Raw genomic sequence first — 25,957 nt, 5'->3', positions numbered from 1 at the left:
TGCTACTTCTTCATCGAATCGATAATCTGATACGCCACGCGTAACGCTTCGGTTGCTTGTTCTAGTGTTACAACCGGTGTGGTATTGTTGTTAATTGCATCGGCGAATGATTCCAATTCATCCAATATGGCATTATTCGGTTCAACCGAAGGGTTGTCATAATAGATTTGTTTTTTTACACCTTCAGCGTTTTGTAAAATCATGTCAAAATCTCCCGGAACTTCAGGTGCATCTTTCATTTTTACCACTTCACAAACTTTATCCAAATAGTCTACAGAGATGTAAGCGTCTTTTTGGAAAAAACGTGATTTTCGCATGTTTTTCATAGAAATACGACTCGATGTGATATTGGCTACACATCCGTTTTCAAATTCCAAACGCGCATTGGCAATATCTGGTGAATCGCTAATTACAGAAACACCACTGGCATGTACATGTTTTACCTTTGAATTGACAACGCTCAAGATTGCATCAATATCGTGGATCATTAAATCCAAAACTACAGGGACATCGGTTCCTCGTGGATTGAATTCGGCCAAACGATGCGTTTCTATGAACATCGGATTTTCGATTTTGTGTTTTACAGCTTTGAACGCAGGATTGAAACGTTCTACATGTCCAACCTGACCTTTTACATTGTACTCATTGGCTAAAGCGATAATTTCTTCTGCTTCTTCAACAGTGGTTGCAATTGGTTTTTCAATGAAAACGTGTTTTCCTGATTTAATGGCCACTTTGGCACATTTGTAATGAGAAAGAGTAGGAGTGACAATGTCAACAACATCCACTGCATGAATTAATTTAGCAATAGTGTCGAAGCGTTTATAACCAAATTCAGCGGCTATTTTATCAGCATATTCGGCATTTTCATCATAAAAGCCTACTAATTCGTATTGTTCAGATTGTTGGAGTAATCGTAAATGTATTTTCCCCAGGTGACCGGCACCTAAAACGCCTATTTTAAGCATAGAAAAAGTTTTTTCAAAGGTACTAAATTATTGTAAAAAGTAAAGAGTCGTAAAAATTATCATTAGAATTCCTAAAAACAAAAAATAAGATTTTTGACTTATTCCATTCTTCTGTTCATCAACAACATACGTGTCCGATAAACTGTCGTGCCAATTGTTTCCAAATAAAAAGGAAAAGGAATCGAAAGGTATGAGTCGCGACAAAGTTCGGGTGAAAGTGGATTTGAATGACGGAATTTGATCTTCCTCGTTATAAATTCGAGTTCCTGTTAAGAATTTAGCTGGTGTTGACTGAAAGAAGTGTTCAAAAGCCAAATAGTAAATGATTCGAATTGTAGCCAAAAGCACACAAAGACCTAAACTTTCACCAAATACTTCTTCGATACGATTTAGAAAATGGGCTATTGTTTCGTTATGTCTAGCATCGTAAATTATTTCATAAACTAGAATGTAAGTAAGTGTCAAGTCGAAAATTAGATGAAAAAATCGTTTTATTTTTGAGGAAACTGTAATTTGATTTTCTACTATTTTGAGTTCTTTTTGCTGATTCAAGTAAGTTAGCATTTTGTAAGCAATATAGGTGTAAACTCCCCAAGAAATCCAATGAAAAACCAAAAAGAAGCTGATGTCAAATTGGGTAGCATTCATTATAATGTAGGGAATGGAGAAAACTTTTGATAAAATAACTAAACTCAAATTGAAACGAATCAATTTGGTTTCTTTACCATTCGATGTAAAGAATAGAATTGCACCTACTAAAAAAGTAATACCTAAAAAAAGTTCTACTAGATTCAGTGAATATCCTAACGTTCTCTCTGGAGTAATGTTTAAATTAATAAAAAAATCGGGACTAATGAAACTGTAGGGTTTCAGTGTGTTGAAGATATGGTAGATAGAATCGAATTGTTGGTCTTCATGACCATAAGTTGATGTTATGATGAAAACCAAAAAAGTATTCACTATACCAATAATTGAAGTCAGTAGAGAGAATAAGAAAATCTTTTTATTCATAAATGGTTAGGGTTTACGGGTTTGTTACGAATGTACTACTTTTTGGTCAGGCTGGAATGTTATTAAATAAAATTATTGTGATCTAAAGACACATTTTGGCAAATTCTTTTCTAATTTTACCAAAAATAATATACTCCGAAATTGAAAGATACAGCCAAACATCAAGGACTTAGAAATCAGTTGGTAAGCCTTCTACAACAGAAAGGAATTACTGATAAAAACGTATTGGATGCGATTAAAAAGATTCCAAGACATTTATTTTTGAATTCCAGCTTTGAAGATTTTGCGTATCAGGACAAGCCTTTTCCAATTGGTGCCGGACAAACCATTTCTCAACCTTACACCGTTGCATTTCAAACGGAATTACTTCAGGTAAAAAAAGAAGATAAGATATTGGAAATAGGAACAGGAAGCGGTTATCAAACAGCAGTTTTATGTACAATGGGGGCCAAAGTATTTTCTATTGAACGACAAAACGAATTGTTCAAGAAAACCTCAGTACTATTACCTAAAATGGGAATACGTCCAAAGCATCTTTCTTTTGGTGATGGATATAAAGGGTTGCCCAATTTTGCACCGTTTGATAGTATCATAGTAACAGCTGGCGCTCCTTTTATTCCTCAACCCTTAATGGCACAATTGAAAATAGGTGGCCGTTTAGTGATTCCGGTGGGTGAAGATGTTCAAGTAATGACTTTGTTGATCCGAAAATCAGAAACTCAATTTGAAAAACATGAATTCGGAGATTTCAGATTTGTGCCTTTACTGGAAGATAAAAACTAAACCGTTTTTGTCGATATTCAATGATATTTGTCATTTTTTACTCTTTTTTCTTACAATACTTTTGCCATACAAATCATGTAATAAACAAAAGTATGAGCGAAGTAACGTATGATTCCGTAAAAAAACCTTTACCAATTGATAAAGAGGTTTCTTGGGACAAAACCCAAACTATTATGAGCAAAACTGATTTATATGGCACCATTGAATATGCCAATGAAGCCTTTGTTGATGTCAGTGGTTATGAAGATTATGAATTGATGGCGCAACCTCACAATATTGTACGTCATCCGGACATGCCTAAAGTTATTTTTAAGGTGATGTGGGATAACATAAAAGAAGGTAATAAATTTCATGGGATTGTAAAAAATCTAGCGAAATCGGGTCGTTATTATTGGGTTATCACTGATTTTGAATATATGCGGGACGAAAGTGGGACGATAAAAAATTACATTGCTCGTAGGAAAGCGGTTCCGCAAGCAGTAATTGCGAACCACATCGAACCTTTGTATAAAAGATTACTTCAAATTGAACAAGCTAGTGGACTTGACGCCAGTGAAAAGTATCTGATAGGTTTTTTGGAGGAAAAAGGAATGAATTATGTTGATTTAGTTACCAAATTAATGATTGATAATGATAAAAATCAACAAACTATGGTTCATCAAGTTGTAATTGAAACTGTTGAAGAAGAGGAAGAAGAACGAAGAGGTTTCTTCAGCCGATTTTTCGGAAGTTAATAGTGTTTGCTTTTGGTTTAAAAAAAACGGGTAAGTAAACTTACCCGTTTTTTTAATATGATTTTTTAATACGATCGAGATCTCTTTTGTTGTCTCTATCTTTTATTGTTTCTCGTTTGTCGTAATTTTTCTTCCCTCGGCACAGTGCGATGTCCAATTTAGCTAATCCCTTTTCATTAGTAAATAATCGAAGTGGAATAATAGTTAAACCTTTGTTCTGAACATCTTTCAGAAGACCTTTCAATTCTTTTTTGTTCAACAGAAGCTTGCGCTCACTTTTGGCTTTGTGGTTGTAATGTGTTCCATAAAGGTATTCTTCTATATGGGAATTGATTACAAATAATTCGGTGCCACTGAATTCACAAAAACTTTCTGCAATAGAGGCTTTTCCTAAACGTATTGATTTGATTTCAGTACCGGTTAAGACAATACCAGCGGTGTATCGATCAATAATTTCATAATCGAATTTAGCTCTTTTATTGAGTATGTTAATTGTTTTTTGCATGGGAGAGCAAATTTAGGAACTTAATTGAAATTCTTATAGTATCTGAGGGGTTAATTTTTAAATGGTTGATTTTTAGTATTTTGCATTTTATCGATGTTTTTTGCATTTTGTCGTATTTGTAGTCGTAGTATTACAAATTTTTTTTATATTGGAATGTTAACAAACTAAAAACCAACCAAATGAAAAACAAATTCTTACAATTGTGCGCAATTGCTATTGTTGCATTTACCTCTTGTACCCAGGACGATACTGCTTCTGATGAAATTGTAATTAATGAAAGTCAAAAGCATCCATTATCTGCTCAACAGGTTATAGCAAACATTGATGAAGCGTTCAGTAAAAAAGGATCTTTTAAATGGAGTGAATCCAATGATTATGTTTTGTGGAGTGCTTTAAAAAATGGGAACAATATTTGTTCCATTGGTTTTGGAGATTCCAAAAACGATTTTGACAGAAGTAAATCGGTTAGAGCGGTTGAACATCAAAATCAAATTTTGAATATTATACGAAAATATGAAGGTAAAGAGACCGAAAAATTTTTGATAGCGACAGATCCTTATTTAAATCAATTGGACGTAGTTATCGAAAATCAGGAAACAATCATTGCACTTCGTAAAAATAAATTTATCCGTTATATGGAGCCGGCAGATTTCCGCTATTTTGCCACTACTAAAGACAATCAAAGATCAGATTCAGAATCGAGTTCAGGATGTGGTTTAAGTGTTGAAACTATAGCATCTGCAGATTATACAACTATTGCACCGAATGCAAAATTACCTTGGGCATTCAACAATCATAATATTCCAAGTGCTTGGAATTACAGTACTGGTCAAGGTGTAACCATTGGAGTCGTGGATACAGGAGCTTCAACAGAAAACACATTGTTAAACGGAAGTTTCAATAATGGTTATTCATCGGGACGTACAGTTCAAAGATTTGGCGTTTATGTGGATTCTATTTGGCCATGGAGTACAGGAACAGACGGAGTTAACGACAAATGTGGGCATGGTACTAGTATGTCATCAGTAGCTACATCTCCAAGAAATGACAAAGGACAACCGGTAGGAGTGGCATACAATTCGAATCTTATTGCATATAGAGCCGCTGCAAATGTGGTTTTGGAAGGCTATCATGAGCAAAATGGAGTAAAAAATGCTTTTACAGGTTTAGCTAATAATTCGAATGTTAAAATTATATCTATGTCGATGGGACACATCATTTCTGTTGGAAAAATTGAAGATGGTGTAAAATACGCTTATAGTAAAGGGAAATTAATTTTTTGTGCAGGAGGTACTTCAACTAGTTTTACTACTTTCGTAGGTGTTATTTTCCCAGCTTGGATGCCGGAAACGGTAGCCGTAACAGGGATTAAAGAAGCGTCTACTTATCAGAAATGTGATGTGTGTCATACAGGTGGAAAAATCGATTTCACAATTATGATGCAGAGAGCTTCTGGAACTACCATTCCAGTGAATAGTTATTATAATGGTCAAGGTGATTATGTAGGTGGTTCTTCTGTAGCGACAGCAACTACAGCTGGTATAGCAGCTTTAGTATGGGCTAAAAATCCAGGATGGTCAAGAGATCAAGTATTGAATAAAATGCGTCAAACATCTCATTTGTATCCAAATAAACATCCAGAGTTTGGTTATGGAATGCCTAATGCTTTATTAGCAGTTCAATAAAAATTGTATATACTAAAAATGCTCGAGTAATCTCGAGCATTTTTTTATTTGTGAAAATTGGATTTAGAAATTCAATTTAGTTCCAAAATAGAAGTTTCTACCCGGAGCATTAATTCCTGAAGCAAAAACTCTATATTGAATGTCTAAGATATTTTCTACACCAGCATAAACAGTCAAAGCGTCGAATGGCTTTACTGCTGCCTTGAAGTTGTAAGTTTGCCATTCAGGCATTCCGTCTGCTGGAGCATATTGTAAATTGTCTTCGATACTGCTTGAATAATCTTTTAAATGTTTTTTACCATTATACAACATATTCAAATCTAGATTAAGCCATTTGTTTTCATAATTGAAACCAATTTTTCCAAAATGTGGAGGAATGTGATCCAATGGTCTTTCCGATTGATCTTCTTCAACTACTCGACCAAAGGTAAAGTTGTAACTTCCGTAGAATTTGAATTCTTTTAAAATATTCCATTTTACGCTGGTTGAATAACCAAAAATATAACCTTGGTTTTTATTTTGTGAGGCATAAACATCTGCGGGGAATCCATCATAATCGATAGTGCTATCACCTTCATAAGTAAAACGATCTACCGCAATAATATCAAATAAACGGGTATAATATGCTGTGTTTTCAAACTCGAAAGTTTTGCCGCTGTAAATAGTGATTCCTAAATCTCCAGTAATGTTTTTTTCTGGTTTGAGATTAGGATTAGGAACATATATAGTACCGTTTTGTGTTGGTGTTCCTGTTTTAGTTTCAAATACTTTAGCTAAATCATCTACGTTAGGAGTTCTAAATCCAGATGCAACATTGAATGCAATTTTTACATTTTTAGTAGAATTATTCACAATACCGGCTGCAGCACTGTATGTAATGTTCTTTTGTTCAATCGTGTTGAATGGGAATGGGAAGAACGACTTGTCTTTGAATTCGCTTGATAATGTGGTGTAACCTGCTCTAGCACCTAAATTATAAGATGTGTTTTCGTTGATTTTAGCATAATATGTAGCAAAAGCATCTGTACGTAAAGTATAGTTTTTACCGTCGGGATATCTTGTGCTGATGGCCGAATTTGTACCGGTTTGAATGTTTCTTGCATTAGCAGTTGAATTCAAATCATCATAAAATGCTTCGGCACCGTATAATAACTCGCCATTTCCTAATTTTGCTTTTAAATCAATATTGAAAGAGTAAACTTTTACTTTTTCTACTCTGGATTCTTCACTTGGATTGTTTCGGTTTCTGTTAATGCGGCTTTCCTCAATGTCTTGAAAATTGGCGCCAATAGATAAATCACTGTTCCAAAATGCATTTTCTTTATTTAATTTATAACCTGCCAATAGTCGCTTTTGTGGTCCATAATTCCAGGTTGCAAAACGTAAGTTGCCATTTCGGATATCAGTTAATCGATCATAACGAGGGAGGTCGTCAGTTGTCGAGTATTGTAAATTCAAGTTGTGTGATGTAGTTGCATTTGGCTGAAATAAAACTTTCTGCATTGCATTGTATTGTTTGTAACCCGAAAATTTTTGCACATAAGGATCCGGGTTTTCAACAACAGTATCTACACCGTTAATGGTTTGAACATAAAAAGGGCGTAATCCAAAGAAGTCATTATTTCCATTTTTTTTCTTACCCATTTTCAAATCATCAAAATCATTGTAAGAAACTGCGGTTAAGGTTGCCCATTTTTCACCTGAGAAACGAAAATCGGCATAACCGGATTTCTCCTTATTAATAGTTCCGTATCTTGTGTTTAAGGAACTTGAAAATGATTTCCCATTATTTTGAGACAGTAATAAAGGTTTTTTTGTGATTAAGTTGATGGCACCACCCATGGCGTCACTACCATATGGTGTAGAAGCTGATCCAAAAAGGATGTCCGTGTTTTCTAACATATTTTCATCAACGGTAATTACATTTTGTAAGTGGCCACCACGATAAATTAAATTATTCATACGAACACCATCAACAAGTAGTAAGATTCGACTGGATTCTAAACCTCTAATTACGGGGCTACCTCCTCCTTGTTGGGATTTCTGCACAAAAAGTTTTCCGGAATTGGATAACATTTCGGCTGTAGTTTGGAAATTGCCAAATTCAATTTCTTTTTTGGTGATTCGTTGAACTTGTTGCGGATTTCTTTTGCTTGAAGTGATATAGCGTTGTGATTCTAGCTTTACTTCTTCAAGATTAGTTACGGTATCTTTTGTTTGCGAGAATCCTCCAAAAGAAATACCTAAAATTATGATAGATATTATTTTTTTCATTGTTAATCAAATGTTTATATGTACTACGTTTGGGAAACAAAATGAATTGAATCCTCAAAAAAAAACAGATAAGAAATAATTAACAGGGAGGTCGTAGGTTTGTTACAACAATTTTGTTAGTTTTTCCTTTAACTTCCCTAAAATTAGAACAATAGTATTTTTTGGACTCCGTGACTGTGTTGTCTTCTGCAGTGGAAGTTACTATAGTGACTACTAAGTTTGATTTTTGGATTTTCTTTTTGTTCTTGTTTATAGGCTCTTTCACGCTGAATAACTGTTCAAGAGCAGTTTTAAATTTGTCTTCGTAACTGTCTTTTACTAATGTAGCTATTATTTTATTTCCCGATTTTTTATAAGAAACTACATCATAGTAAACTCCATTGATTTTAAGTTCTTTTTTTTTGCCAAGTGAATTCCAATAACTAATGGATAATTCTTTAGTTTCTGCCAAATGTAGTTTTGAAAGTTGAGCATTATATCTTATTTCCTTTATGTTTTCGATAAATACATCAGAAAATAAAGGGGAGAACTGTAACACATAAAATGTGACAATTACAAAGATGGATATATTTTTAATTTTTCTCAACATATTGGGGATGCAAATATAATTTTAAAAATTTATTGATTCCCCTTTTCTATTAAGGAATAGATTGCTGAATCAATAAACTTTCCATTGAAGAATTCATTTTCCTTAAAATGGGCTTCTTTTACAAATCCGTTTTTTTCTAAAACTTTTGCCGATGCCGAATTCTCCGGATCTATAATAGCTTCAAGAGAATGCATCTTCATATTTTTAAAGCCGTAGTCAATCATCAACCGTATGGCTTCGGTAGCAATTCCTTTTCCCTGTGCTTCTGGCAGAAGCATATAACCAATTTCAGATCGGTAATGTTCCCATTTAATACGGTAATGACCAATAATTCCTAATAGTTTGTTGTCAGGTTTTAGTGTAATAGCCCAATTGATTCCTTCATTAGTTTCAATCTTTTCCTCAATCATTTGAATATGGTCCAAGGCTTCTTCTTTTTTTGTAACCAAAGGTCTCGGGATATGTTTCATGATTTCTGGATTACTTCGTAATTCGAAAACTTCCTGAACATCATCTGGAGTGATTTGACGTAAGAGTAATCGTTCTGTTTCTAGATTGGTGAATGGTAAAAATGAAATTGGTTCCATGTTATAAAGTTTGTATTGAAAGTGAAGTGGTAAATACTTCATTAGGTTGTATTATGTTGATTCCTTCTTTTTCCAGAATATTTCCGGAGCAGTTATGTGTATCGGCGAAACCATGCCAAGGTTCGATGCAAATGAAAGGTGCGCGAGGTTTTGTCCAAATGCCAAGTTGCGGAAATCCTTTGAAATTGACAGTCAAATAGGGAACATTTTTTTTGAGAAGCGTTACTTTTTCAGAATTTAACGTTTTAAGCACAATTGCATCTTTTTCAAAAAGACTATAGGATAGCGCTAGCTTATTTTTTTCTAATGGAATTAAGCTTGTTTTTCCGTTAAAACCTTCGTTCTCTAGTTCGTGATGAATAAGTATGTCGTCTTTTTCAAAATGAAGGCTATATTCGTCAAAATTCGAATCAATTCTAAATGCTGGGTGAGCTCCTAATGAAAAAGGCATTGCTATGGTTGAGTTGTTTTTAACAGAATATAGGATATCTAATGTATTTTCGTTTAAGGTGTATTTAATTGTTAATTCGAAGCAAAAGGGATAATTGTTCAATGTTTCCTGATTTTCTTTTATTACAAAAGCTGCCGAATTTTCGGTCTGTTCGAATACTTCAAAGTGAAGGTTTCTGGCAAAGCCATGTCGAGGTAATTTGTAGCATTTCCCAGAAAAAAAATATTCATCATTTTTCAAACGGCCTACGATAGGGAATAATAGCGGTGAAGTTTTATTCCAGAATTTTTCATCGATAGTCCAAATATAATTGGTGTTGTTGCTATGAAAAGAGAGCAATTCTGCTCCTAGAGAACTAATTTTTACGATGGATTCGGATGATTTTAATTCGATGATCATTTTTAATATTTTGTTGTGATACTCTTAACAGGGTTTAAGATAAAATTCCTGCTAAATTAAACATAGTTATTTAACATAGCATAAACTATTAATTAACAGTTGTACTTTGTAATTAGGTTTAATTTTACTCCAATATCTTTTCGTACTCTCCAAAGACATTATTTAATCATCAATCAGTCTAGTTTTCAAATACTCAGTTTTGGAAACTTTTTTTTTCAATAATGTCTAATTAAATTTTTTAGGTATGAAATTATCAATTTTAGTAGTAGTAGCAATGTTTTCAATTTCTGTTTTTTCTCAGAATTCTGAAAGCGAATTGAAATCAGAAGAATTACCTACAGTGGTAATCAAAAAAGCGGGTGAGGATTTTTCAGTTTATTTGCCTGATAAAAATCCAGATTTAAGGGTTCGTGATATGCAAAAGAAATTTATTGGTTATAACTTGGGTAAAACCCCTGATGGTTATGATGAATATTTGGTCTTGTTTGAAGGCGAAGATGCTTCTCTTGCAGCAACCTATAATGAAAAAGGAAAATTAATGCGTGTAGTTGAAAAATATGAAAAAGTTCAATTGCCAAGAGCAGTGATTTTTTCGGTGTACAAAGAATTTCCAGGATGGACTATTGTTCATGATAAGTTTTTTTATACACAAAGTAATGGTGACGTAATTAAAAAGCAATACAATCTCAAATTAAAAAAAGAAAAAGACATTAAAAGAATCATTGTTGATCCCAACGGAAGTATATTAGCTGGGATTTAATCCAATCAAAAATCTAAAAAAAAGTTAAAAAGGCTGTCCAAATTTTGGGCAGCCTTTTTAGATTACTAAAAACAATAAATGAAAACGTGTAAACTTATATTGTGGATTGATTTCTAAAAACCAATTTTCCGTCGAAACTATCTAGTAAAATGATACTTTCAGTGGTTATTTTTCCCGAAAGAATTTCTTTTGAAAGTTCATTTAACACTTCTTTTTGAATCACTCTTTTAACTGGTCTTGCACCAAATGTCGGATCATATCCTTTTTCTGATAAATAAGCTATTGCTTCGGGAGTGGCATCCATAGTAATGTTTTGTTGTGCTAACATTTTGGTTACACTCTTTAATTGTAAGCTAACAATCTCTCGTATGTTGTCGTTGCTCAATGGTGTGAACATCACGATTTCGTCAATTCGGTTTATGAATTCAGGACGAACCGTTTGCTTGAGTAATCCTAAAACTTCTATTTTAGCAGCTTCAGTTGCAGCTTCAACTCCTCCTTTTAAGTTTTCAAACTTTTCCTGTATGATATGACTTCCCATATTGGAGGTCATAATGATTATGGTATTCTTGAAATCGGCTAATCTTCCTTTGTTGTCTGTCAATCTTCCTTCATCCAAAACCTGTAACAAGATGTTGAAAGTGTCCGGATGTGCTTTTTCAATTTCATCCAACAATACTACAGAGTATGGTTTGCGACGAACAGCTTCCGTCAATTGGCCACCTTCATCATAACCAATATATCCCGGAGGCGCACCAACTAAGCGACTCACGCTGTGTCTTTCTTGGTATTCGCTCATGTCAATTCGAGTCATGGCATTTTCATCATCAAAAAGATATTCGGCCAGTGCTTTGGCTAATTCTGTTTTACCAACACCAGTTGTGCCAAGGAATAAGAAAGAGCCAATTGGTTTTTTTGCATCTTGTAGCCCGGCACGACTTCTACGAACAGCGTCACTAATGGCGACAATGGCTTCTTCCTGACCTACAACGCGTTGATGTAATTCTTTTTCAAGATTCAGTAATTTTTCTCTTTCGCTTTGTAGCATCTTAGTCACCGGAATGCCTGTCCATTTAGCAACTACTTCAGCAATATCGTCATGTGTTACTTCTTCTTTGATTAAAGAATTCCCTTTTTGATTTTCTGCGAGCTGGACTTGTAACTGATCTAATTTTTCCTGTGCCTCCTTAATTTTTCCATAGCGGATTTCAGCTACTTTACCGTAATCTCCATCTCTTTCTGCACGTTCAGCTTCTAGCTTAAAATCTTCAATTTCCTGTTTCACGGATTGGATATTATCTACCAAATCTTTTTCTGATTTCCAGCGCGCAAAGATTTCATTGCGTTCTTCTTTCAAATTGGCCAAATCCAAGCCTAGCGATTTTAATTTGGTTTCATCATTCTCTCTTTTGATGGCTTCAATTTCGATTTCCAACTGCATTATCTTACGATCCAATACATCCAGTTCTTCTGGTTTTGAATTGATTTCCATTCTTAATTTAGAGGCAGCCTCGTCCATTAAGTCGATTGCTTTGTCCGGCAAAAAGCGATTGGTTATATAACGCTGTGATAATTCAACTGCGGCAATAATCGCTTCGTCTTTAATACGAACTTTGTGGTGTGTTTCATATTTTTCCTTGATGCCTCGGAGAATTGAAATGGCACTTTCCGTATCGGGTTCGTCTACATTCACTTTCTGGAAACGACGCTCCAATGCTTTATCTTTTTCAAAATATTTTTGGTATTCGTCCAATGTTGTGGCGCCAATAGCTCTTAATTCACCTCTTGCCAATGCAGGTTTTAGAATGTTTGCGGCATCCATTGCGCCTTCACCACCACCAGCACCAACTAAAGTATGTATTTCATCAATGAACAATACAATATCACCTTCTGCTGAGGTAACTTCTTTTACCACAGATTTCAATCGTTCTTCAAACTCTCCTTTGTATTTGGCTCCTGCAATCAAAGCACCCATATCCAACGAATAGACAATTTTATCTTTCAGATTTTCGGGAACATCGCCATCTACAATGCGATGGGCTAAACCTTCTGCAATAGCGGTTTTACCTACACCTGGTTCACCAATAAGCATTGGGTTGTTCTTGGTACGTCGGGTTAAAATTTGTAACACGCGTCGAATCTCTTCATCACGTCCTATAACGGGATCTAATTTTCCGGTACGGGCCAATTCATTGAGGTTTTTAGCATATTTGTTCAGTGAATTATAGGTTTCTTCCGCCGATGCCGAAGTCACACGTTCTCCTTTTCTGATTTCTGTGATTGCAGCTTCTAATCCTTTTTCTGTTACTCCTTGGTCCTTTAAAATTTGTGCTACCTTGCTTTTTGATTTAAAAATGGCCAATAGTAAATGTTCGATCGAAACGTATTCATCATTCATTTTCTTGGCTATGATATTGGCTTCGTTAATTGTCGAAGCGGCATCCCGAGATAGCATGATGTCTGCGCCAGATACTTTCGGGAAACTAGTCAAGATGCTTTCTAAAACTTTCTGAAATAGCTCAATGTTTACATTTAATTTTTTCAATATAAATGGAGTAACATTCTCATCAACCTCCAGAATTGCCTTTACGATATGTTCGTTTTCCAGTTGCTGATGGCTCAAGCCTTGTGCAATTAGCTGTGCTTGCTGTAAGGCTTCCTGCGATTTGATTGTTAAATTGTTTAAATTCATATTGTATGTTGTTGTTTTAGTATTTTTAAGAAAGTTATTTGTCTAACTTTGTTTTCCAATCGACAATTTGTATTCCAATTCAAAAAATCAAGACAAATTGACTTGTTTTAAAGTTTTGTTAATTAGAAACCAAGACAAAATGTCTTATATTCAATAGTTTAATGGGTAGAATTATTCTTTTTATTGCCATAATAACATCCTTTTTGTTTATTTCCTGTAAGGATGAATTTCAAAAATTGGCACAAAATGATGTTCCATTGGGGAAGCCAATTCCTGGAGAATGGCTTGCGGATCATCCTGAAAAAGGGCAGACCTTTGAAGAGTATGTAAAACTCAAACCTATGCGGCCTGAGAAAATCAGAAATAAAATTTACATATTGCCTATGGGTGATTTTACTGCTCAGGAGAGTAGAATTGTAGATTTAACAGTGGAGTATTTGGAATTGTTTTATGGAATAGAAACAATCCGAATGAAAACAATTAAGGATGAAATGGTTCCTAAAGACAAAAGAAGGTGGAATGATGAAGGTGAACAATTGGATGCTTCCTTTTTATTGCATAAAGTTATTCCTGCTATGAAGCCCAAGGATGCCTTGGCAATTATGGCAATAACATCAAAAGATTTATATCCCAAACCTTCTTGGAATTTTGTTTTTGGTTTGGCCACCTATTCGGAAGGAATCGGGATTACTTCGATTGCCAGGTATGAACCCAATAATAAGGATTATTCCGTAGGTTTACGACGCGCAATTAAAACTTCTGCCCATGAAATTGGACACATGTTTAAAATGAGGCATTGCACATATGCTAAATGTGTGATGAATGGTGTGAATTCTTTGAGTGAAGATGATCGAAAGCCTAATACGCTATGTTCGGTTTGCCTAAAAAAAATGGTATGGAATTTAGAGTTAGATAAAAAAGAGCGATTTGAAAAGTTGATCGCTTTTTATCAAAGACATTATTTGAGCAGCGATGCAGAAATAATGAAAAATCAATTAGAATTAATAGAATAGTAAAACATGAGTTTTTTTAAGAATTTATTTGGGAATGAAGAGCAACAACGTAATTCTCTTAAAATAGAATGGAATCCGTTGACAGATATAAAACAATTGGATGCAATCGTTGAGGAGTCAAATAGTCAACCTATTGTTATTTTTAAACATAGTACGCGATGTAATATTAGCAGAATGGTGCTAAAACAATTTGAAGATGAATTTGATGTGGTGTCGGGTTTTGTAAAGCCATATTACTTAGATTTATTGGAATTTAGGCCAATTTCCAATGAGATTGCGGCTAAATTTAATGTAGTGCATCAGTCACCACAGATTATTGTCTTGAAAAATGAACTGGTAGTTCATGATGCTTCTCACAGCGATATTCAGGCAGGAGATTTGAGAAATGTGTAATTAATTGATAGCAATAAAAAAACCCGAAATACTTCGGGTTTTTTTATTAATCGTGAAATGGAGATTAACCTCTTCTTTCTTTGATTTTAGCTTTTTTACCAGTAAGATCTCTAAAGTAGTAGATACGAGCTCTTCTAACTTTACCTCTTTGGTTCAATTCAATTTTTTGTAAAGCTGGCATGTTGATAGGGAAGATACGCTCTACACCTACAGCACCTGACATTTTACGGATTGTAAAAGTTTCAGTAGCACCAGTACCTCTTCTTTGGATTACAACTCCTTTGAAGAACTGTGTTCTTGTTTTTTCACCCTCTTTAATTTCATAGTACACAGTGATAGTATCACCAGCACCAAAAGCAGGGAAATCTTTCTTTGCAGTTAATTCGTTATTTACGAAATCTAATAAACTTGCCATCGTAATAAATTATTATGGTTAAAAATCGAGCAACATTCACGGATTTCGCCAGAGGTTGGTCAAATGTGGGGCAAAATTAGTTAAAATTTCCAAACTACAAAAACAAAAACGTAAATTATTTGTAATAATATCCCGAATGTAAGTGTTTGATATTTAATGTTTTCCTTTTTAGAATTTGGAATTTTGTATTTGATTCTTATTTTTTATTCTTCCAAAAGATCCGGTCTTCGGTTTTTAGTATGTTCATAAGCCTTTTCTTCTCTCCATTTTTCAATGTTGGCAAAATGACCACTCAACAATACATCAGGTACTTTCATGCCTTTGTATTCGGCTGGACGGGTATAAATTGGTGGTGATAGTAAATTGTCCTGAAAACTATCAGTCAATGCAGAGGTTTCGTCACTTAATACCCCAGGAATTAGTCGGATTAAGGCATCACAGAATACTATAGCGCCTATTTCACCTCCGGAAAGCACATAATCACCAATTGAAATTTCTTTGGTAATATGCATGTCGCGAACTCTTTGATCAACTCCCTTATAATGCCCGCATAATATAATAATGTTTTCATACATTGACATTTTGTTGGCCATGGGCTGGTTTAAGGTTTCACCATCAGGAGTCATATAAATAACTTCGTCGTAAGTACGCTCTGATTTAAGTTTTGTAATGCAGTCGTCAATCGGCTGAATCATCATTACCATTCCGGCACCACCTCCAAACTGATAATCATCTACGCTTTTGCGTTTGTCGTGGGCATAATCTCTTAAATTGTGGAAATGAACCTCTACCAATCCTTTATCGATAGCTCTTCTCATGATGGAACCTTCAAATGGACTTCGAAGCAGGTCGGGTAGTACAGTAATAATGTCTATGCGCATGACTTAAAATTTGGACAAAAATAGTTTAAAAGTTTAATTGAGTAAAATTGTTTAAGGAATATAAAAGGCTAAATTTGGAAAATTAAAGTTGAAAGCACACTACTGGTTATGGATATTAAAGAAAATGTAAAGTTTGGTGAAGGAATTATAAGTGGGTATACATCTGTTTTTTTAGGTATACTTTCTTTTTTAGGTGTTTTTTGTTTTAAATACCCTGAATGGCTTACCACTCCTGAATTTAGAAATGTTTATACTGGTGAATCAATGAAAGTATTGCTAACGGCTGTTATCATTGCTTCTCTATTTTTTGCTGTCATAAGTTTTATGAGGAGTAACCAGAAAAAATGGGCTTTATATGGAATGGCATTTTGTGTTTTTGCAATTGTATTGGGAGGGTTTGATGTTAGTCCAAGAAGTGTTAACGTGACCAAAGTTCATTTAGGATTAGATTGGCTTATTTTAGATTTATTTTTGATGGCGATTATATTTGTGCCGATAGAAATAGTTTTTCCTAAACGTAAGAACCAGCCAACTTTTCATGAGGAATGGAAGACAGATTTGATGTATTTCGTTGTTAGTCATTTGTTGGTACAATTTTTTGGAGTAATTACTCAGCAGCCGGCTAAATTGTTTTTTGGTTGGATGGGATTGGATGGAATTCAAAGTTATGTTCAAACGCTACCCATTCTGATACAGTTATTTTTTGCGTTCTTTATTTCTGATTTATTTCAATATTGGACACATCGTTTTTTTCACTCCCATACTTTTTTATGGAGGTTCCATTCGATTCATCATTCTACCGAAAATATGGATTGGTTGGCAGGTTCAAGAACCCATTTCGTTGATATTTTTGTTACCCGCTCCATGGCATTTGTGCCGCTTTATGTTTTGGGTTTCTCAACGATTACCTTTAATATTTACGTAATTTTTATGGCTATCCATGCCGTTCTTATTCATTCAAATACACGAATTGACTTCGGATTTTTTAAATATGTGTTTGCTACACCTCAATACCATCATTGGCATCATTGTAAAAATTCAGACTATTATGGAAAAAATTTTGCGACTATCTTCCCGTTTATAGATAAGCTATTTGGAACCTATTATTTACCCAACAATGTCTGGCCGGAAGACACGGGTTTATTAGAAACAAATTTTCCTAAAGGTTATATAAAACAAGCAGTTTATCCCTTTACCAAAAGTCCATTCGATAAAGATTTAAATATGGAAGAATATTCGAAATCTACGAGATAAATCATACTCCAAACTGTCTCAAGTGATGATCTAGATGTTTCCATTGTAAATTGTCCCAATCTTGAGAACTCATCGGACCGAAGAAAGGATGTTTGTTGGTTTTAATCACTTGTGTACCGTCTTTAAACATTTGTACTTTTTCTTTGAGTTCTAATTTGGTTTTATCAAAATCATAACTTCCTTTTCGGATAAAATCAGGAGCCGTTGGACTGTTTTTTCCGAACTTAGGTGCAGTAATGATTTTCTTTTTAATGAGTCGTCCCAATAAAGAAAATAGAAAATTGGCTTTCAATTGCGTATTGCCAAAAGCGATATCGATAGGTGCAATGCAGTGTGACATCATTTGATCCACGGTCATTTTACCCCATAATCCTTGCGATTCAGGTGATAAACGGTCAATTCGATTGATTAAATCTTGATTGTCATTCGGATTGAAAATACTAGCCATAATTTTATTTTTTTGTCGCTTCCACTGCAAATACCATTGGGATTTTATTCTGTAAATGTTTTATTCTGAATTTTCCCGGTTCAAATTCTTCGGTCTGATTGAAACAATTGTAAGGAGAATAATCATATTCATTAAAAGAATTAATTTCTAATCCCGATTGAATAAGGGCATTTAAAACTTCACTTGTAGGATGATTCCAAGTAATGGTTTTGGTTTCCAATGATGCATTTTTATTGGCGTAAGTTCCTGATTCTTCCTCAATTATTGGTTCTACATTGAAATAACTATAGAAAACTTCTTTAAAATCGTTGTCAAACATCCATACAATTGGATGAAAATCAGCTAAAATGAATTTTCCTTGAGGTTTTAAAAAGCGAGAAACAACATTGGCCCATTTATCTAAATCTGGAAGCCAACCAATGGTGCCGTAACTGGTAAAAACAAGGTCAAATTGTTCGTCCAAATGATTCGGTAAATCATAAATATCACAACAAATAAATTTTGCATCTAAATTTAATTGCTCGTTGAATTCTTTTGCTTTTGCGATTGCTTTGTCTGATAAATCAACTCCAGTAGCTTTGGCTCCCATTCGAGCAAAACTTAAAGTGTCCTGACCAAAATGACATTGTAGATGTAAAATAGACTTACCCTTAATTTCTCCTATTAATTTTAGTTCAATTTCATTAAGGGATGATTTTCCTTTTAAAAAATCATCATTTGCGTAAAATTCAGAATCAACATGAAAGTCTGTCTTTTCGTTCCATGTTTTCTTATTAATCTCTAAATAATTTAAATCACTCATTATAATATATGTTCCATTTGTATGTCTGCTCTTTCGTAATCTGTTTCGTCCATTGGGACTTCAATAAAGTTAAATTTAGTATATAAGTTTAAAGCAGGTTTTAATTTTCTATTAGAAACCAAAAATATTTTTTTTGCATTATTCTCTTGAGCAAATTCAATACAAGCTTCCATTAATAAATTACTCAACCTCATTCCTTGAAACTTTTTGTCAACCGCCATTTTAGCTAGCTCATAAGTTTCATCATTAGTTTTTATCATGGCAACTGTTCCAGCTATTTCTTGGTCTACAAGGCAAAAGAATATTTCTCCTTCTTTTTCAATAATGTCATTTTCAATATTATTGAACGTTTCTAAATCATGTGGTTCAACATAAAAGTATTCTTCTAGCCAAGCTTTGTTTAATCTTATAAAGTCATTTTTATATTGTGGATTGTATCCAATTATTTTAATCTCCATTTGAATATAAAATCGTAATTTTGTCATTCAAATTTAATTATAATTACGATGCAAGACGGTATTTACGCAAAATTTAATACTTCAAAAGGGTCGATTTTAGTAAAATTAACTCACGATTTAACACCTGGTACAGTAGGGAACTTTGTTGGTTTAGCGGAAGGGAATTTAGAAAATTCTGTAAAGCCTCAAGGAAATAAATATTATGACGGATTGAAATTTCACCGTGTTATTCCTGATTTCATGATTCAAGGAGGATGTCCTTTGGGAACAGGAACTGGTGATGCTGGATATAAATTCGACGATGAATTCCACCCGACATTGAAACATGACAAACCAGGAGTATTATCAATGGCTAACGCTGGTCCTGGCACAAACGGTTCGCAATTTTTTATTACACATGTAGCTACACCATGGTTAGATGGTAAACATTCAGTTTTCGGTCAGGTGGTTGAAGGTCAAGATGTGGTTGATGCGGTGGCTCAAGGTGATACTTTAGAAAGTGTTGAAATTATCAGAGTAGGAGCAGAAGCTGAAAAATGGAATGCAGTTGAGTCTTTCCGTACGTTTGAAGGTTCTCGTTTGAAAAGAATTGAAGAAGCGAAACGCCAAGCGGAAGAAGCTATGGAAAAATTAGCGGCTGGTTTTGAAAAAACAGAAAGCGGACTACGTTATAAAATCATTCAAAAAGGTAACGGTAAGCAAGCTGAAGCTGGTAAAACAGTTTCGGTACACTATACAGGTTCATTAGAAAACGGGAAAACTTTTGATAGTTCATACCCTAGAAAAAAACCAATTGAATTCCCATTAGGTCGCGGTAATGTGATTGAAGGATGGGATGAAGGTATTGCTTTATTGCAAGTTGGTGACAAAGCACGTTTTGTAATTCCAGCCTATTTAGGTTATGGTGAAAGAGGAGCAGGGGGAGTTATTCCACCTAATGCCACTTTAGTTTTTGATGTAGAATTAATGGACGTGAAATAATCACAACATTTAATAAATTTTAAATCCCGATTCATTTGAATTGGGATTTTTTTATTTTTACCACAAACCTAAATGAGTATGAAGAATTCAAAATGGACAGCTTTGGCTGTTTTAGGAGTCGTGTTATATGCTTGTTCACCTAAAGTGGCAACTACTACTGCTCCGCCTAAAGTTGTAATTGCAACAACCGAAACTGTAACAGAAACGATTTTGACTCCAGAATTGGCCAAAGGAAAATCATTATATGAAGACAGTTGTGCCAATTGTCATAAACTCTTTCCAGCATCGAAACATGACAAAGAGGGTTGGGTAGTCACTTTAGACAGAATGGCGCCAAAAGCAAAAATTACTGAGGAAGAAAAAGTATTGATATACAATTATCTGGTAGCCGGATTATAAAAGGAAACCCCATCAAAGGATGTTTTTTTTTATTTTACAAAAATGGAATAGATTTCTGAGTCCTCTATGCTGTTTACGGTCAGAATAACATTCCCGTTTTTCCATATCTTACCTTTGTAATTAGGATTAAAACCTGGTCCGTCATGTTCATAGCCAGTGACATAAATATCGGTTCCGCTGACAAATATATCAGTAGCCAGTGAAGGTAAATTTCCAGAGGTTAATGATGTGATAGCGTTGTTTTTCCAAGCTCTGGCAGTTTGTTTATTTTCAACCATTTGTGAACCGGCTACATAAACGTTGTTCTCCGTTATAAAAACAGAATTGGCAAATGAATTGTTGCTTTCTGGAGCTAAAGGTGTTTCGGTCCCATTTTTCCATATAGTGGCAATATAATCCACACCGTTTTCTTTGCTTCCAGCTACATAAACATCATTATTGGAAACCATTACAGATCTAGCGCTTGATGGATAGATACTGTTTACTAAATTGGTGGCCACTCCGTTTTTCCACAATACTGCAACAGTATTGAAGGCACCTTTGTAAATTTCACCTGCTACATATACATCGTTGTTATAAACACACACAGAATATGCTATGGTTTTTTCTGTACCGCTTGTTAATGGAGTTGCTATTCCGTTTTTCCAGACCTTTGCAAGGTAATCAGTGCCATCATATTCGAAACCGGCGACATATACATCGTTGCCATAAACAAAGATAGATTCTGCAATGGCATTTTTACTTCCGTCTGTTAATGAGGTTGCTACTCCGTTTTTCCAGATTTTGGCAACTCTTTTTGTTCCTTGATCTTCGTAACCGGCAACATAAACATCTTTTCCGTTTACATAAACTGAAAATGCTCTTGAATGACTAGTTCCAAGAAAAGTGGCTTTCCCGTTTTTCCATAAAGTAGCAACATAAGCGTTAGTTCCGTTATACATGTAGCCTACTGCATAAACGGTTGGTTTTTTTGGCGTTGAATCTTCATTGTCTGAGCAGGAAATGAAAAGAACTACAAAAAAGCTGAGCAAAGAAAATAAAAATGTTTTTTTGTGCATGATTGAATTATAGGTAATCTATATTTGGGTTTATTTTTTGCAAACGTAATTCAATCTTTTTGTTTTTTAAATTTGTATTTATTCTTTTTTCACTTAAAGCACTTTCTGTTTTTTGATTAGCTTCCATTCGTTATATGTATCCAAAACCATCGATTTGTTGGAAACAAATTACTTTGAGTAATTTCTAAGTGGATTTTGGCCATAGCCAAGAAGTTAACTTTATTGACCTTTTCGATTTCCATTTTTAAGGTAATCAAATGAAAAAAACTTTTCAATGTTGTTTATTTATTGCGTTTTGTTTGGAATTGCAATACTGGGTTACCTTAAAAAAATGTTGCTTATTCCTTTTCACAACGTTTTTGAATTACCTGCAAAAGGCGGTCTTGGAAATCTTTTAAAATCCAATCGCTCCAGAATTTTCCATAAAAATTCACTCTTGATGTCAATCGGTAGTGTGTTGTTAAAGTTAGTTTTGTTTTCCCTTTACCGTTGGGATTCAGTTCGTAAGCTGCATTTACAAATTCAAAGTAATTGCCATTCAAAACATGCTGGTCAAATACTTTTTTTCGGACTGTTTTAGCATCTATTGCAATACCAAACGAGACTTTTTTATTCTCATTGTATTCATTAATGGTTTCTATAAATTGCAAGCCTCCTTCGAAATGACCGATTCTTTCTCCACCCAAGGCTTTTCGATTAACGGTTGCTCGTTGAGGTGTGGGAATGCCAATTGTATTAAAAAATCCAGAGGGATATTCACTTTTATGAATTGGTTTTACTTCGACAATATGATTCCAAATTGTTGTTGGATTGGCTGCAATTATCGTTTCGCTTTTTATTTGGTAAATTTCCGATGGTGATGTAATTAAATTCTCAAGAGGAGCCAAGATAAACGGAAGGAGTAAGATAGAGTACAAGCGATCTTTTCTCTTTTCTGAATGAATTTGATAGAATATATAAAGTAATGCTCCAATTGTACCTAAAATGAAAAAAGGTGCAGCAAGAAGTAGCATACAGATAAAATCTTCAATACCGAATAAAAACAAGGTCATAAAAAAACAACCGATTGTCAGCCAAGGGATAAAAATGATGTTTCTGTAAGCTTTTAGTTTTTCTTTATCGGTAAATAGTAATGGGATGATACCTAATACTGTAGGTATTACAAATAGATATGTTATCGAAGCTAAAGTAGCTTTTTCACCAAAGAGTAATCGGGTAGCAAGTCCATAAACAACTCCAATTACAACTCCAGTAATCAGAAGGCCATACTTTTCTTTTATTTGTTTCATTTTAAAGCAATACAAGGTGTAAATTCGGAAGTGTCATCAAGTGAATGTATAGAACCAATGGGTTTATTATTCTCAATATAGCTTTGATGAAACTAACTGTAAAGATACTTTTTTAAGTGAGTTGCTTTATCAATAGTTAGCAAAAAAAAGCTAAACATTTCGGTTTAGCTTTGAGAATTGAATCGCGATTTTGAACATTAAGAGCCAGCTATTGGACTCCCAAATAAACCAACTGCCATTTCAATCCAAGTTAATACGAGAAGTACAAGTATAATTCCACACACGATGATTCGGTTTTTTTGTGTGGCTATTTTTCTGATTACGAGTTCACACAGTAAACCTGTACCTAATAATAAGATGCCTGCAATGATAAAATCCGAAAGTGTCCATACGACTTCATTCGTGAATTGCATTGCGATTAAGGGAATTAATAATAGTAAAGCTACGGTCACTACAATTCCAATTACTCTTTTGTTTTTCATAAAATTGATTTCTTTAGATTGATAATTAAGTATTTATAGTGCAAATATAAATAACTTTGAAATACAAAGTACTTTTAAATTAAAATTATTTGTAATTTTGTAGAAATCAATTGAAACAATATGAAGGATTTTGTAGAAAAGGATTCGGTAGTTCGAGCTATTTGGGGGAAAAGCGATACTATACTTTTTATTTTTGCCGGCGCTTCTGCTGAATTTGCACTCAACAAAGCAGTCGATTGGTTGTATTTTACAGGCAAATTGCCTTCCGATCCCTTAGGACGTTTGTTTTCTACGGTTAGATATGCCAGGTGGATTGTGTTTTCTTCTACGGAGGAAGCAAATGCGGCAATAGAAAAGATGTATACAATCCATTCGGGAGTAGAGGAGAGGCGAGGAGCTTCTATTCCTGATTGGGCGTACAGAGATGTCCTTTTTATGCTTATTCATTATTCTATTGCAGCATATGAACTATTGGAGAGGAAACTAAATGAATCTGAAAAAGAAGAGGTATACAACGTTTTTTATCGAGTAGGTATTGGAATGGGGTTGAAGGAATTACCGAAAAATTACTTGGATTGGCTTCCGGTTCGGGAGACGCATTTGATTGAAAATCTGGAAGAAAGTTATTATACAACCGATCTTTTTATGCAGTATAGAAAGCATTTGGGAAAGATGAGGTATTGGTTATTGATTGAAGGACAAAAGTTAGTGGTTCCTCAAAGAGTAAAAGAACTAATGCATTTTGGGGATTTTTCAGTACTACGGCTATTCGTTCTCTGTTACAAAATGCTACGCTACTATAAATTGGACTGGTTACTGAAAACCATTTTATTGCCTCCATCTTATAAAGCTCAAATCTTGGAATTGGATGTAGTATAATTTTTCTTATAAATGGTTTGGGTTTTGCAGTGCAAATTGAAGTAAATTAGGATGGTATTCAATCGATTCTTGTTGGATTTTGAAATGTAGCGCTTCCAAAAGTTGAATTGAACTTTGATTCTCTTTATGGGTAAAGGCGTTTATTTTTGGGCCTTTTAAAGTTGTAAATACATAATTAATAATTGCATTTGCAGCTTCTTTCATTATGCCTTTCTTTTGGTAGGGTTGGGACAACTCAAAACCAATTTCACATTCATTACTGTTTTCAGAAAAGCTGAAAAGACAAATTGTCCCTACAAATGTTCCACTATCAGTGAGTGTTATTACCCAATAGATATATTGATTGTTCTGAATACCTTCCGAAATTTTACGAATAAAATCAGTTACATCTTGAAGAGATTTACTAGGTTGCCGATCCAAATACCGATTGATTTCAGCATCGGAACGCAGTTGAAATAGTGCTTGCGCATCGTCTATATGTAATGCTCTGAGTGTAAGTCTTTCAGTAGATAAAACCGGAAAAGGTTGAAAATTTCTAGGAATCATGCTGTATAATGTATGTTAAACGCGTAGCGAACCACGGAATCCTCTAGCGGCATAGTAAGATTCAGCTCCGTTGTGGTAAAGAAAAACGGTATTGTATCGAAAATCGCAAAATACAGCGCCACCTAGTTTTCGAATAGCTGAAGGTGTATCTATCCAACTTGATGTTTTCGTATCAAAATTACCCAACTGTTGTAAGGTTCTGTATTCTTCTTCGGTCAAAATTGTAATTCCCAATGATTTGGCCATATTAACGGCACTGTCTTTAGGTTTGTTTTCTTTTCGGCTGTCTAAGGCTTCCTGATCGTAGCAAATACTTCTCCTACCCGAAGGTGTTTCTGCAGAACAATCAAAAAAGAGAAACTCATCGGATTGAGTATCATAACCAACCACATCGGGTTCGCCACCGGTAGTTTCCATTGCATTAAGTGACCAAAGTTTATCGGAGGAACTTTCCAGTTTGATTTGTACATCTTCCCATCGAATCGCTTTATGACGTTGCATATTCATTTCAAATCGATTTTTCAACGTACTGTACAACACGTTTATTTCTTCTGGTGATAACTCTTTTTTGGTACTCATTGGTTTGATTTAGTCGATTAGCAATTGTAAAAAACAATGGATTGAAATACTCCAAATTGTCCTTGTTGTAAATTTAATCAAAAAGTTTCTAGGGAGAAACCCGAAATAATAAAATTGAATGAATAGCAAAAAAGGAGTTAAAAAACGGATTGCAACGTTTTAAGGTTCAGTTTTTCGTAAAGTTCCAAATGGGTTAAATTCTTTCCAACCCTCATCAAAGGAATAACCAAGTCTTTTTATTGTAATGAACTTTTCTTCGAAAGACAATAGAACCATCGCACATATTTTATTTCCTTCAGAATTCGTCCATTTTATATTATGATTGACAACTGTAGTTAGATTTAAATCTTTGGTTTCGATGTTCGTTTTATTGGTCACACTAAACAAACAAGAATCGCCATTGGCATCTACGATTATTTGTAGCGCCAGTTTACCCTGAAGTTTGGCCAACTGATTTTTGTCTAAATGATCACAAAAGGTTCGCAATAGCGTACTACTATCGCAGGTAACAATGGGAGCCTTCAATTCTATTGTGAAATAATCGGTAACACAGGGGCCAAGTTGCTCTTCGAATATCTTTTGTGAAAAACTAAAAGTTGAAAATAATAGGAAAAATATGAATGGGTAATTTTTTAATGACAT

29 protein-coding genes are annotated in these 25,957 nt (G+C 34.4%); 10 read left to right on the top strand and 19 right to left on the bottom strand.

From position 1 onward, the window contains the following. Positions 1-2: 2 nt before the first annotated feature. Together ACFO7M_RS15985 and ACFO7M_RS15980 are read right to left on the bottom strand one after the other, a co-directional pair. Positions 3-968 (bottom strand): Gfo/Idh/MocA family protein, encoded by a 966-nt coding sequence (locus tag ACFO7M_RS15985; protein ID WP_379736836.1) that lies wholly within the window; start codon positions 966-968, stop codon positions 3-5. 27 nt (positions 969-995) lie between these two features. After that, positions 996-1,979 carry an RDD family protein gene (locus ACFO7M_RS15980; RefSeq protein ID WP_379736835.1) on the bottom strand — a complete coding sequence of 328 codons (984 nt, stop codon included), beginning with the start codon at positions 1,977-1,979 and terminating at the stop codon, positions 996-998. A 141-nt stretch (positions 1,980-2,120) separates the two neighbouring features. Here ACFO7M_RS15980 and ACFO7M_RS15975 point away from each other — a divergent pair, with 141 nt between their 5' ends. Further along, the gene (locus ACFO7M_RS15975) at positions 2,121-2,762 is read left to right on the top strand and encodes a protein-L-isoaspartate(D-aspartate) O-methyltransferase (RefSeq protein WP_379713274.1); all 642 of its coding nucleotides are present in this window, start codon (positions 2,121-2,123) and stop codon (positions 2,760-2,762) included. A gap of 92 nt (positions 2,763-2,854) precedes the next feature. Further along, complete coding sequence (locus ACFO7M_RS15970) at positions 2,855-3,496, top strand: PAS domain-containing protein (RefSeq protein WP_379736834.1); 642 nt, start codon at positions 2,855-2,857, stop codon at positions 3,494-3,496. A gap of 52 nt (positions 3,497-3,548) precedes the next feature. Here ACFO7M_RS15970 and smpB read toward each other — a convergent pair whose 3' ends face one another. Next, positions 3,549-4,001 (bottom strand): SsrA-binding protein SmpB, encoded by a 453-nt coding sequence (gene smpB / locus ACFO7M_RS15965; protein WP_379713270.1) that lies wholly within the window; start codon positions 3,999-4,001, stop codon positions 3,549-3,551. A gap of 179 nt (positions 4,002-4,180) precedes the next feature. On the opposite strand from smpB, the gene ACFO7M_RS15960 reads away from it, so the two are divergent. Further along, a complete protein-coding gene (locus ACFO7M_RS15960; protein WP_379736833.1) occupies positions 4,181-5,686 on the top strand; it encodes a S8 family peptidase in 1,506 nt (501 codons plus the stop codon). Between the two features lie 63 nt (positions 5,687-5,749). Here ACFO7M_RS15960 and ACFO7M_RS15955 read toward each other — a convergent pair whose 3' ends face one another. The 4 genes from ACFO7M_RS15955 to ACFO7M_RS15940 all read right to left on the bottom strand — a co-directional run bounded on the left by ACFO7M_RS15955 (position 5,750) and on the right by ACFO7M_RS15940 (position 9,986). Then, positions 5,750-7,960: a TonB-dependent receptor plug domain-containing protein gene (locus ACFO7M_RS15955; protein WP_379736831.1), complete on the bottom strand. Its 2,211-nt coding sequence runs from the start codon at positions 7,958-7,960 to the stop codon at positions 5,750-5,752. A 79-nt stretch (positions 7,961-8,039) separates the two neighbouring features. Continuing rightward, positions 8,040-8,549 (bottom strand): hypothetical protein, encoded by a 510-nt coding sequence (locus tag ACFO7M_RS15950; protein ID WP_379736829.1) that lies wholly within the window; start codon positions 8,547-8,549, stop codon positions 8,040-8,042. A gap of 29 nt (positions 8,550-8,578) precedes the next feature. After that, positions 8,579-9,136 carry a GNAT family N-acetyltransferase gene (locus ACFO7M_RS15945; protein WP_379736827.1) on the bottom strand — a complete coding sequence of 186 codons (558 nt, stop codon included), beginning with the start codon at positions 9,134-9,136 and terminating at the stop codon, positions 8,579-8,581. 1 nt (position 9,137) lies between these two features. Next, the gene (locus tag ACFO7M_RS15940; RefSeq protein ID WP_379736825.1) at positions 9,138-9,986 is read right to left on the bottom strand and encodes an aldose 1-epimerase family protein; all 849 of its coding nucleotides are present in this window, start codon (positions 9,984-9,986) and stop codon (positions 9,138-9,140) included. Between the two features lie 244 nt (positions 9,987-10,230). On the opposite strand from ACFO7M_RS15940, the gene ACFO7M_RS15935 reads away from it, so the two are divergent. Next, entirely contained in the window at positions 10,231-10,746 is a 516-nt protein-coding gene (locus ACFO7M_RS15935; RefSeq protein WP_379713258.1) for a hypothetical protein, read from the top strand. Positions 10,747-10,840: 94 nt separating this feature from the next. Here the strand turns inward: ACFO7M_RS15935 and clpB are convergent, their stop codons facing one another. Then, entirely contained in the window at positions 10,841-13,438 is a 2,598-nt protein-coding gene (gene clpB, locus ACFO7M_RS15930) for an ATP-dependent chaperone ClpB (protein ID WP_379736823.1), read from the bottom strand. 161 nt (positions 13,439-13,599) lie between these two features. On the opposite strand from clpB, the gene ACFO7M_RS15925 reads away from it, so the two are divergent. Both ACFO7M_RS15925 and ytxJ read left to right on the top strand, forming a co-directional pair. Further along, positions 13,600-14,451, top strand: a complete 852-nt coding sequence (locus ACFO7M_RS15925; protein ID WP_379736821.1) for an archaemetzincin — start codon at positions 13,600-13,602, stop codon at positions 14,449-14,451. A 6-nt stretch (positions 14,452-14,457) separates the two neighbouring features. Further along, the gene (gene ytxJ, locus ACFO7M_RS15920) at positions 14,458-14,844 is read left to right on the top strand and encodes a bacillithiol system redox-active protein YtxJ (protein WP_379736819.1); all 387 of its coding nucleotides are present in this window, start codon (positions 14,458-14,460) and stop codon (positions 14,842-14,844) included. 64 nt (positions 14,845-14,908) lie between these two features. Here ytxJ and rplS read toward each other — a convergent pair whose 3' ends face one another. Then, entirely contained in the window at positions 14,909-15,259 is a 351-nt protein-coding gene (rplS, locus tag ACFO7M_RS15915; RefSeq protein WP_379713251.1) for a 50S ribosomal protein L19, read from the bottom strand. A 203-nt stretch (positions 15,260-15,462) separates the two neighbouring features. After that, a complete protein-coding gene (gene trmD / locus ACFO7M_RS15910) occupies positions 15,463-16,140 on the bottom strand; it encodes a tRNA (guanosine(37)-N1)-methyltransferase TrmD (protein ID WP_379713249.1) in 678 nt (225 codons plus the stop codon). A gap of 108 nt (positions 16,141-16,248) precedes the next feature. Between trmD and ACFO7M_RS15905 the strand changes: the two genes are divergently transcribed. After that, positions 16,249-17,394 carry a sterol desaturase family protein gene (locus ACFO7M_RS15905; protein ID WP_379713247.1) on the top strand — a complete coding sequence of 382 codons (1,146 nt, stop codon included), beginning with the start codon at positions 16,249-16,251 and terminating at the stop codon, positions 17,392-17,394. A 1-nt stretch (position 17,395) separates the two neighbouring features. Here ACFO7M_RS15905 and ACFO7M_RS15900 read toward each other — a convergent pair whose 3' ends face one another. The 3 genes from ACFO7M_RS15900 to ACFO7M_RS15890 are packed head-to-tail and all read right to left on the bottom strand — an operon-like array spanning position 17,396 to position 19,129. Continuing rightward, positions 17,396-17,842, bottom strand: a complete 447-nt coding sequence (locus tag ACFO7M_RS15900; RefSeq protein ID WP_379713245.1) for a DUF1569 domain-containing protein — start codon at positions 17,840-17,842, stop codon at positions 17,396-17,398. A 4-nt stretch (positions 17,843-17,846) separates the two neighbouring features. After that, on the bottom strand, positions 17,847-18,644 hold the full coding sequence (locus tag ACFO7M_RS15895) for a class I SAM-dependent methyltransferase (protein WP_379713243.1): 798 nt from the start codon (positions 18,642-18,644) through the stop codon (positions 17,847-17,849). Beyond that, positions 18,644-19,129, bottom strand: a complete 486-nt coding sequence (locus ACFO7M_RS15890; protein WP_379713241.1) for a GNAT family N-acetyltransferase — start codon at positions 19,127-19,129, stop codon at positions 18,644-18,646. The genes ACFO7M_RS15895 and ACFO7M_RS15890 overlap by 1 nt, the downstream gene beginning before the upstream one ends. 21 nt (positions 19,130-19,150) lie before the next feature. Between ACFO7M_RS15890 and ACFO7M_RS15885 the strand changes: the two genes are divergently transcribed. After that, positions 19,151-20,083, top strand: coding sequence for a peptidylprolyl isomerase (locus ACFO7M_RS15885; RefSeq protein ID WP_379736817.1), 933 nt, complete (start codon positions 19,151-19,153; stop codon positions 20,081-20,083). A gap of 78 nt (positions 20,084-20,161) precedes the next feature. Further along, a complete protein-coding gene (locus ACFO7M_RS15880) occupies positions 20,162-20,482 on the top strand; it encodes a cytochrome C (RefSeq protein ID WP_379713237.1) in 321 nt (106 codons plus the stop codon). A 29-nt stretch (positions 20,483-20,511) separates the two neighbouring features. Here the strand turns inward: ACFO7M_RS15880 and ACFO7M_RS15875 are convergent, their stop codons facing one another. From ACFO7M_RS15875 to ACFO7M_RS15865, 3 genes are all read right to left on the bottom strand, one after another. After that, positions 20,512-21,540 carry a hypothetical protein gene (locus ACFO7M_RS15875; protein WP_379736815.1) on the bottom strand — a complete coding sequence of 343 codons (1,029 nt, stop codon included), beginning with the start codon at positions 21,538-21,540 and terminating at the stop codon, positions 20,512-20,514. Between the two features lie 338 nt (positions 21,541-21,878). Then, positions 21,879-22,829, bottom strand: a complete 951-nt coding sequence (locus ACFO7M_RS15870) for a hypothetical protein (RefSeq protein ID WP_379736813.1) — start codon at positions 22,827-22,829, stop codon at positions 21,879-21,881. A gap of 197 nt (positions 22,830-23,026) precedes the next feature. Beyond that, positions 23,027-23,311: a hypothetical protein gene (locus tag ACFO7M_RS15865; protein ID WP_379736811.1), complete on the bottom strand. Its 285-nt coding sequence runs from the start codon at positions 23,309-23,311 to the stop codon at positions 23,027-23,029. 120 nt (positions 23,312-23,431) lie between these two features. Here ACFO7M_RS15865 and ACFO7M_RS15860 point away from each other — a divergent pair, with 120 nt between their 5' ends. Continuing rightward, a complete protein-coding gene (locus tag ACFO7M_RS15860) occupies positions 23,432-24,190 on the top strand; it encodes an oxygenase MpaB family protein (RefSeq protein ID WP_379736809.1) in 759 nt (252 codons plus the stop codon). Positions 24,191-24,196: 6 nt separating this feature from the next. Here the strand turns inward: ACFO7M_RS15860 and ACFO7M_RS15855 are convergent, their stop codons facing one another. The 3 genes from ACFO7M_RS15855 to ACFO7M_RS15845 all read right to left on the bottom strand — a co-directional run bounded on the left by ACFO7M_RS15855 (position 24,197) and on the right by ACFO7M_RS15845 (position 25,957). Beyond that, positions 24,197-24,736, bottom strand: coding sequence for a GNAT family N-acetyltransferase (locus tag ACFO7M_RS15855; RefSeq protein WP_379736808.1), 540 nt, complete (start codon positions 24,734-24,736; stop codon positions 24,197-24,199). Positions 24,737-24,751: 15 nt separating this feature from the next. Then, positions 24,752-25,315, bottom strand: coding sequence for a DUF4256 domain-containing protein (locus ACFO7M_RS15850; protein WP_379736806.1), 564 nt, complete (start codon positions 25,313-25,315; stop codon positions 24,752-24,754). Positions 25,316-25,474: 159 nt separating this feature from the next. Next, positions 25,475-25,957: a hypothetical protein gene (locus ACFO7M_RS15845; RefSeq protein WP_379736804.1), complete on the bottom strand. Its 483-nt coding sequence runs from the start codon at positions 25,955-25,957 to the stop codon at positions 25,475-25,477.

The sequence above is a fragment of the Flavobacterium sp. GCM10023249 genome (assembly GCF_042653365.1).
GTDB lineage: Bacteria > Bacteroidota > Bacteroidia > Flavobacteriales > Flavobacteriaceae > Flavobacterium.
Note: the sequence above shows the minus strand (reverse complement) of the source record. Positions and strands in the feature narration are given on the sequence as shown.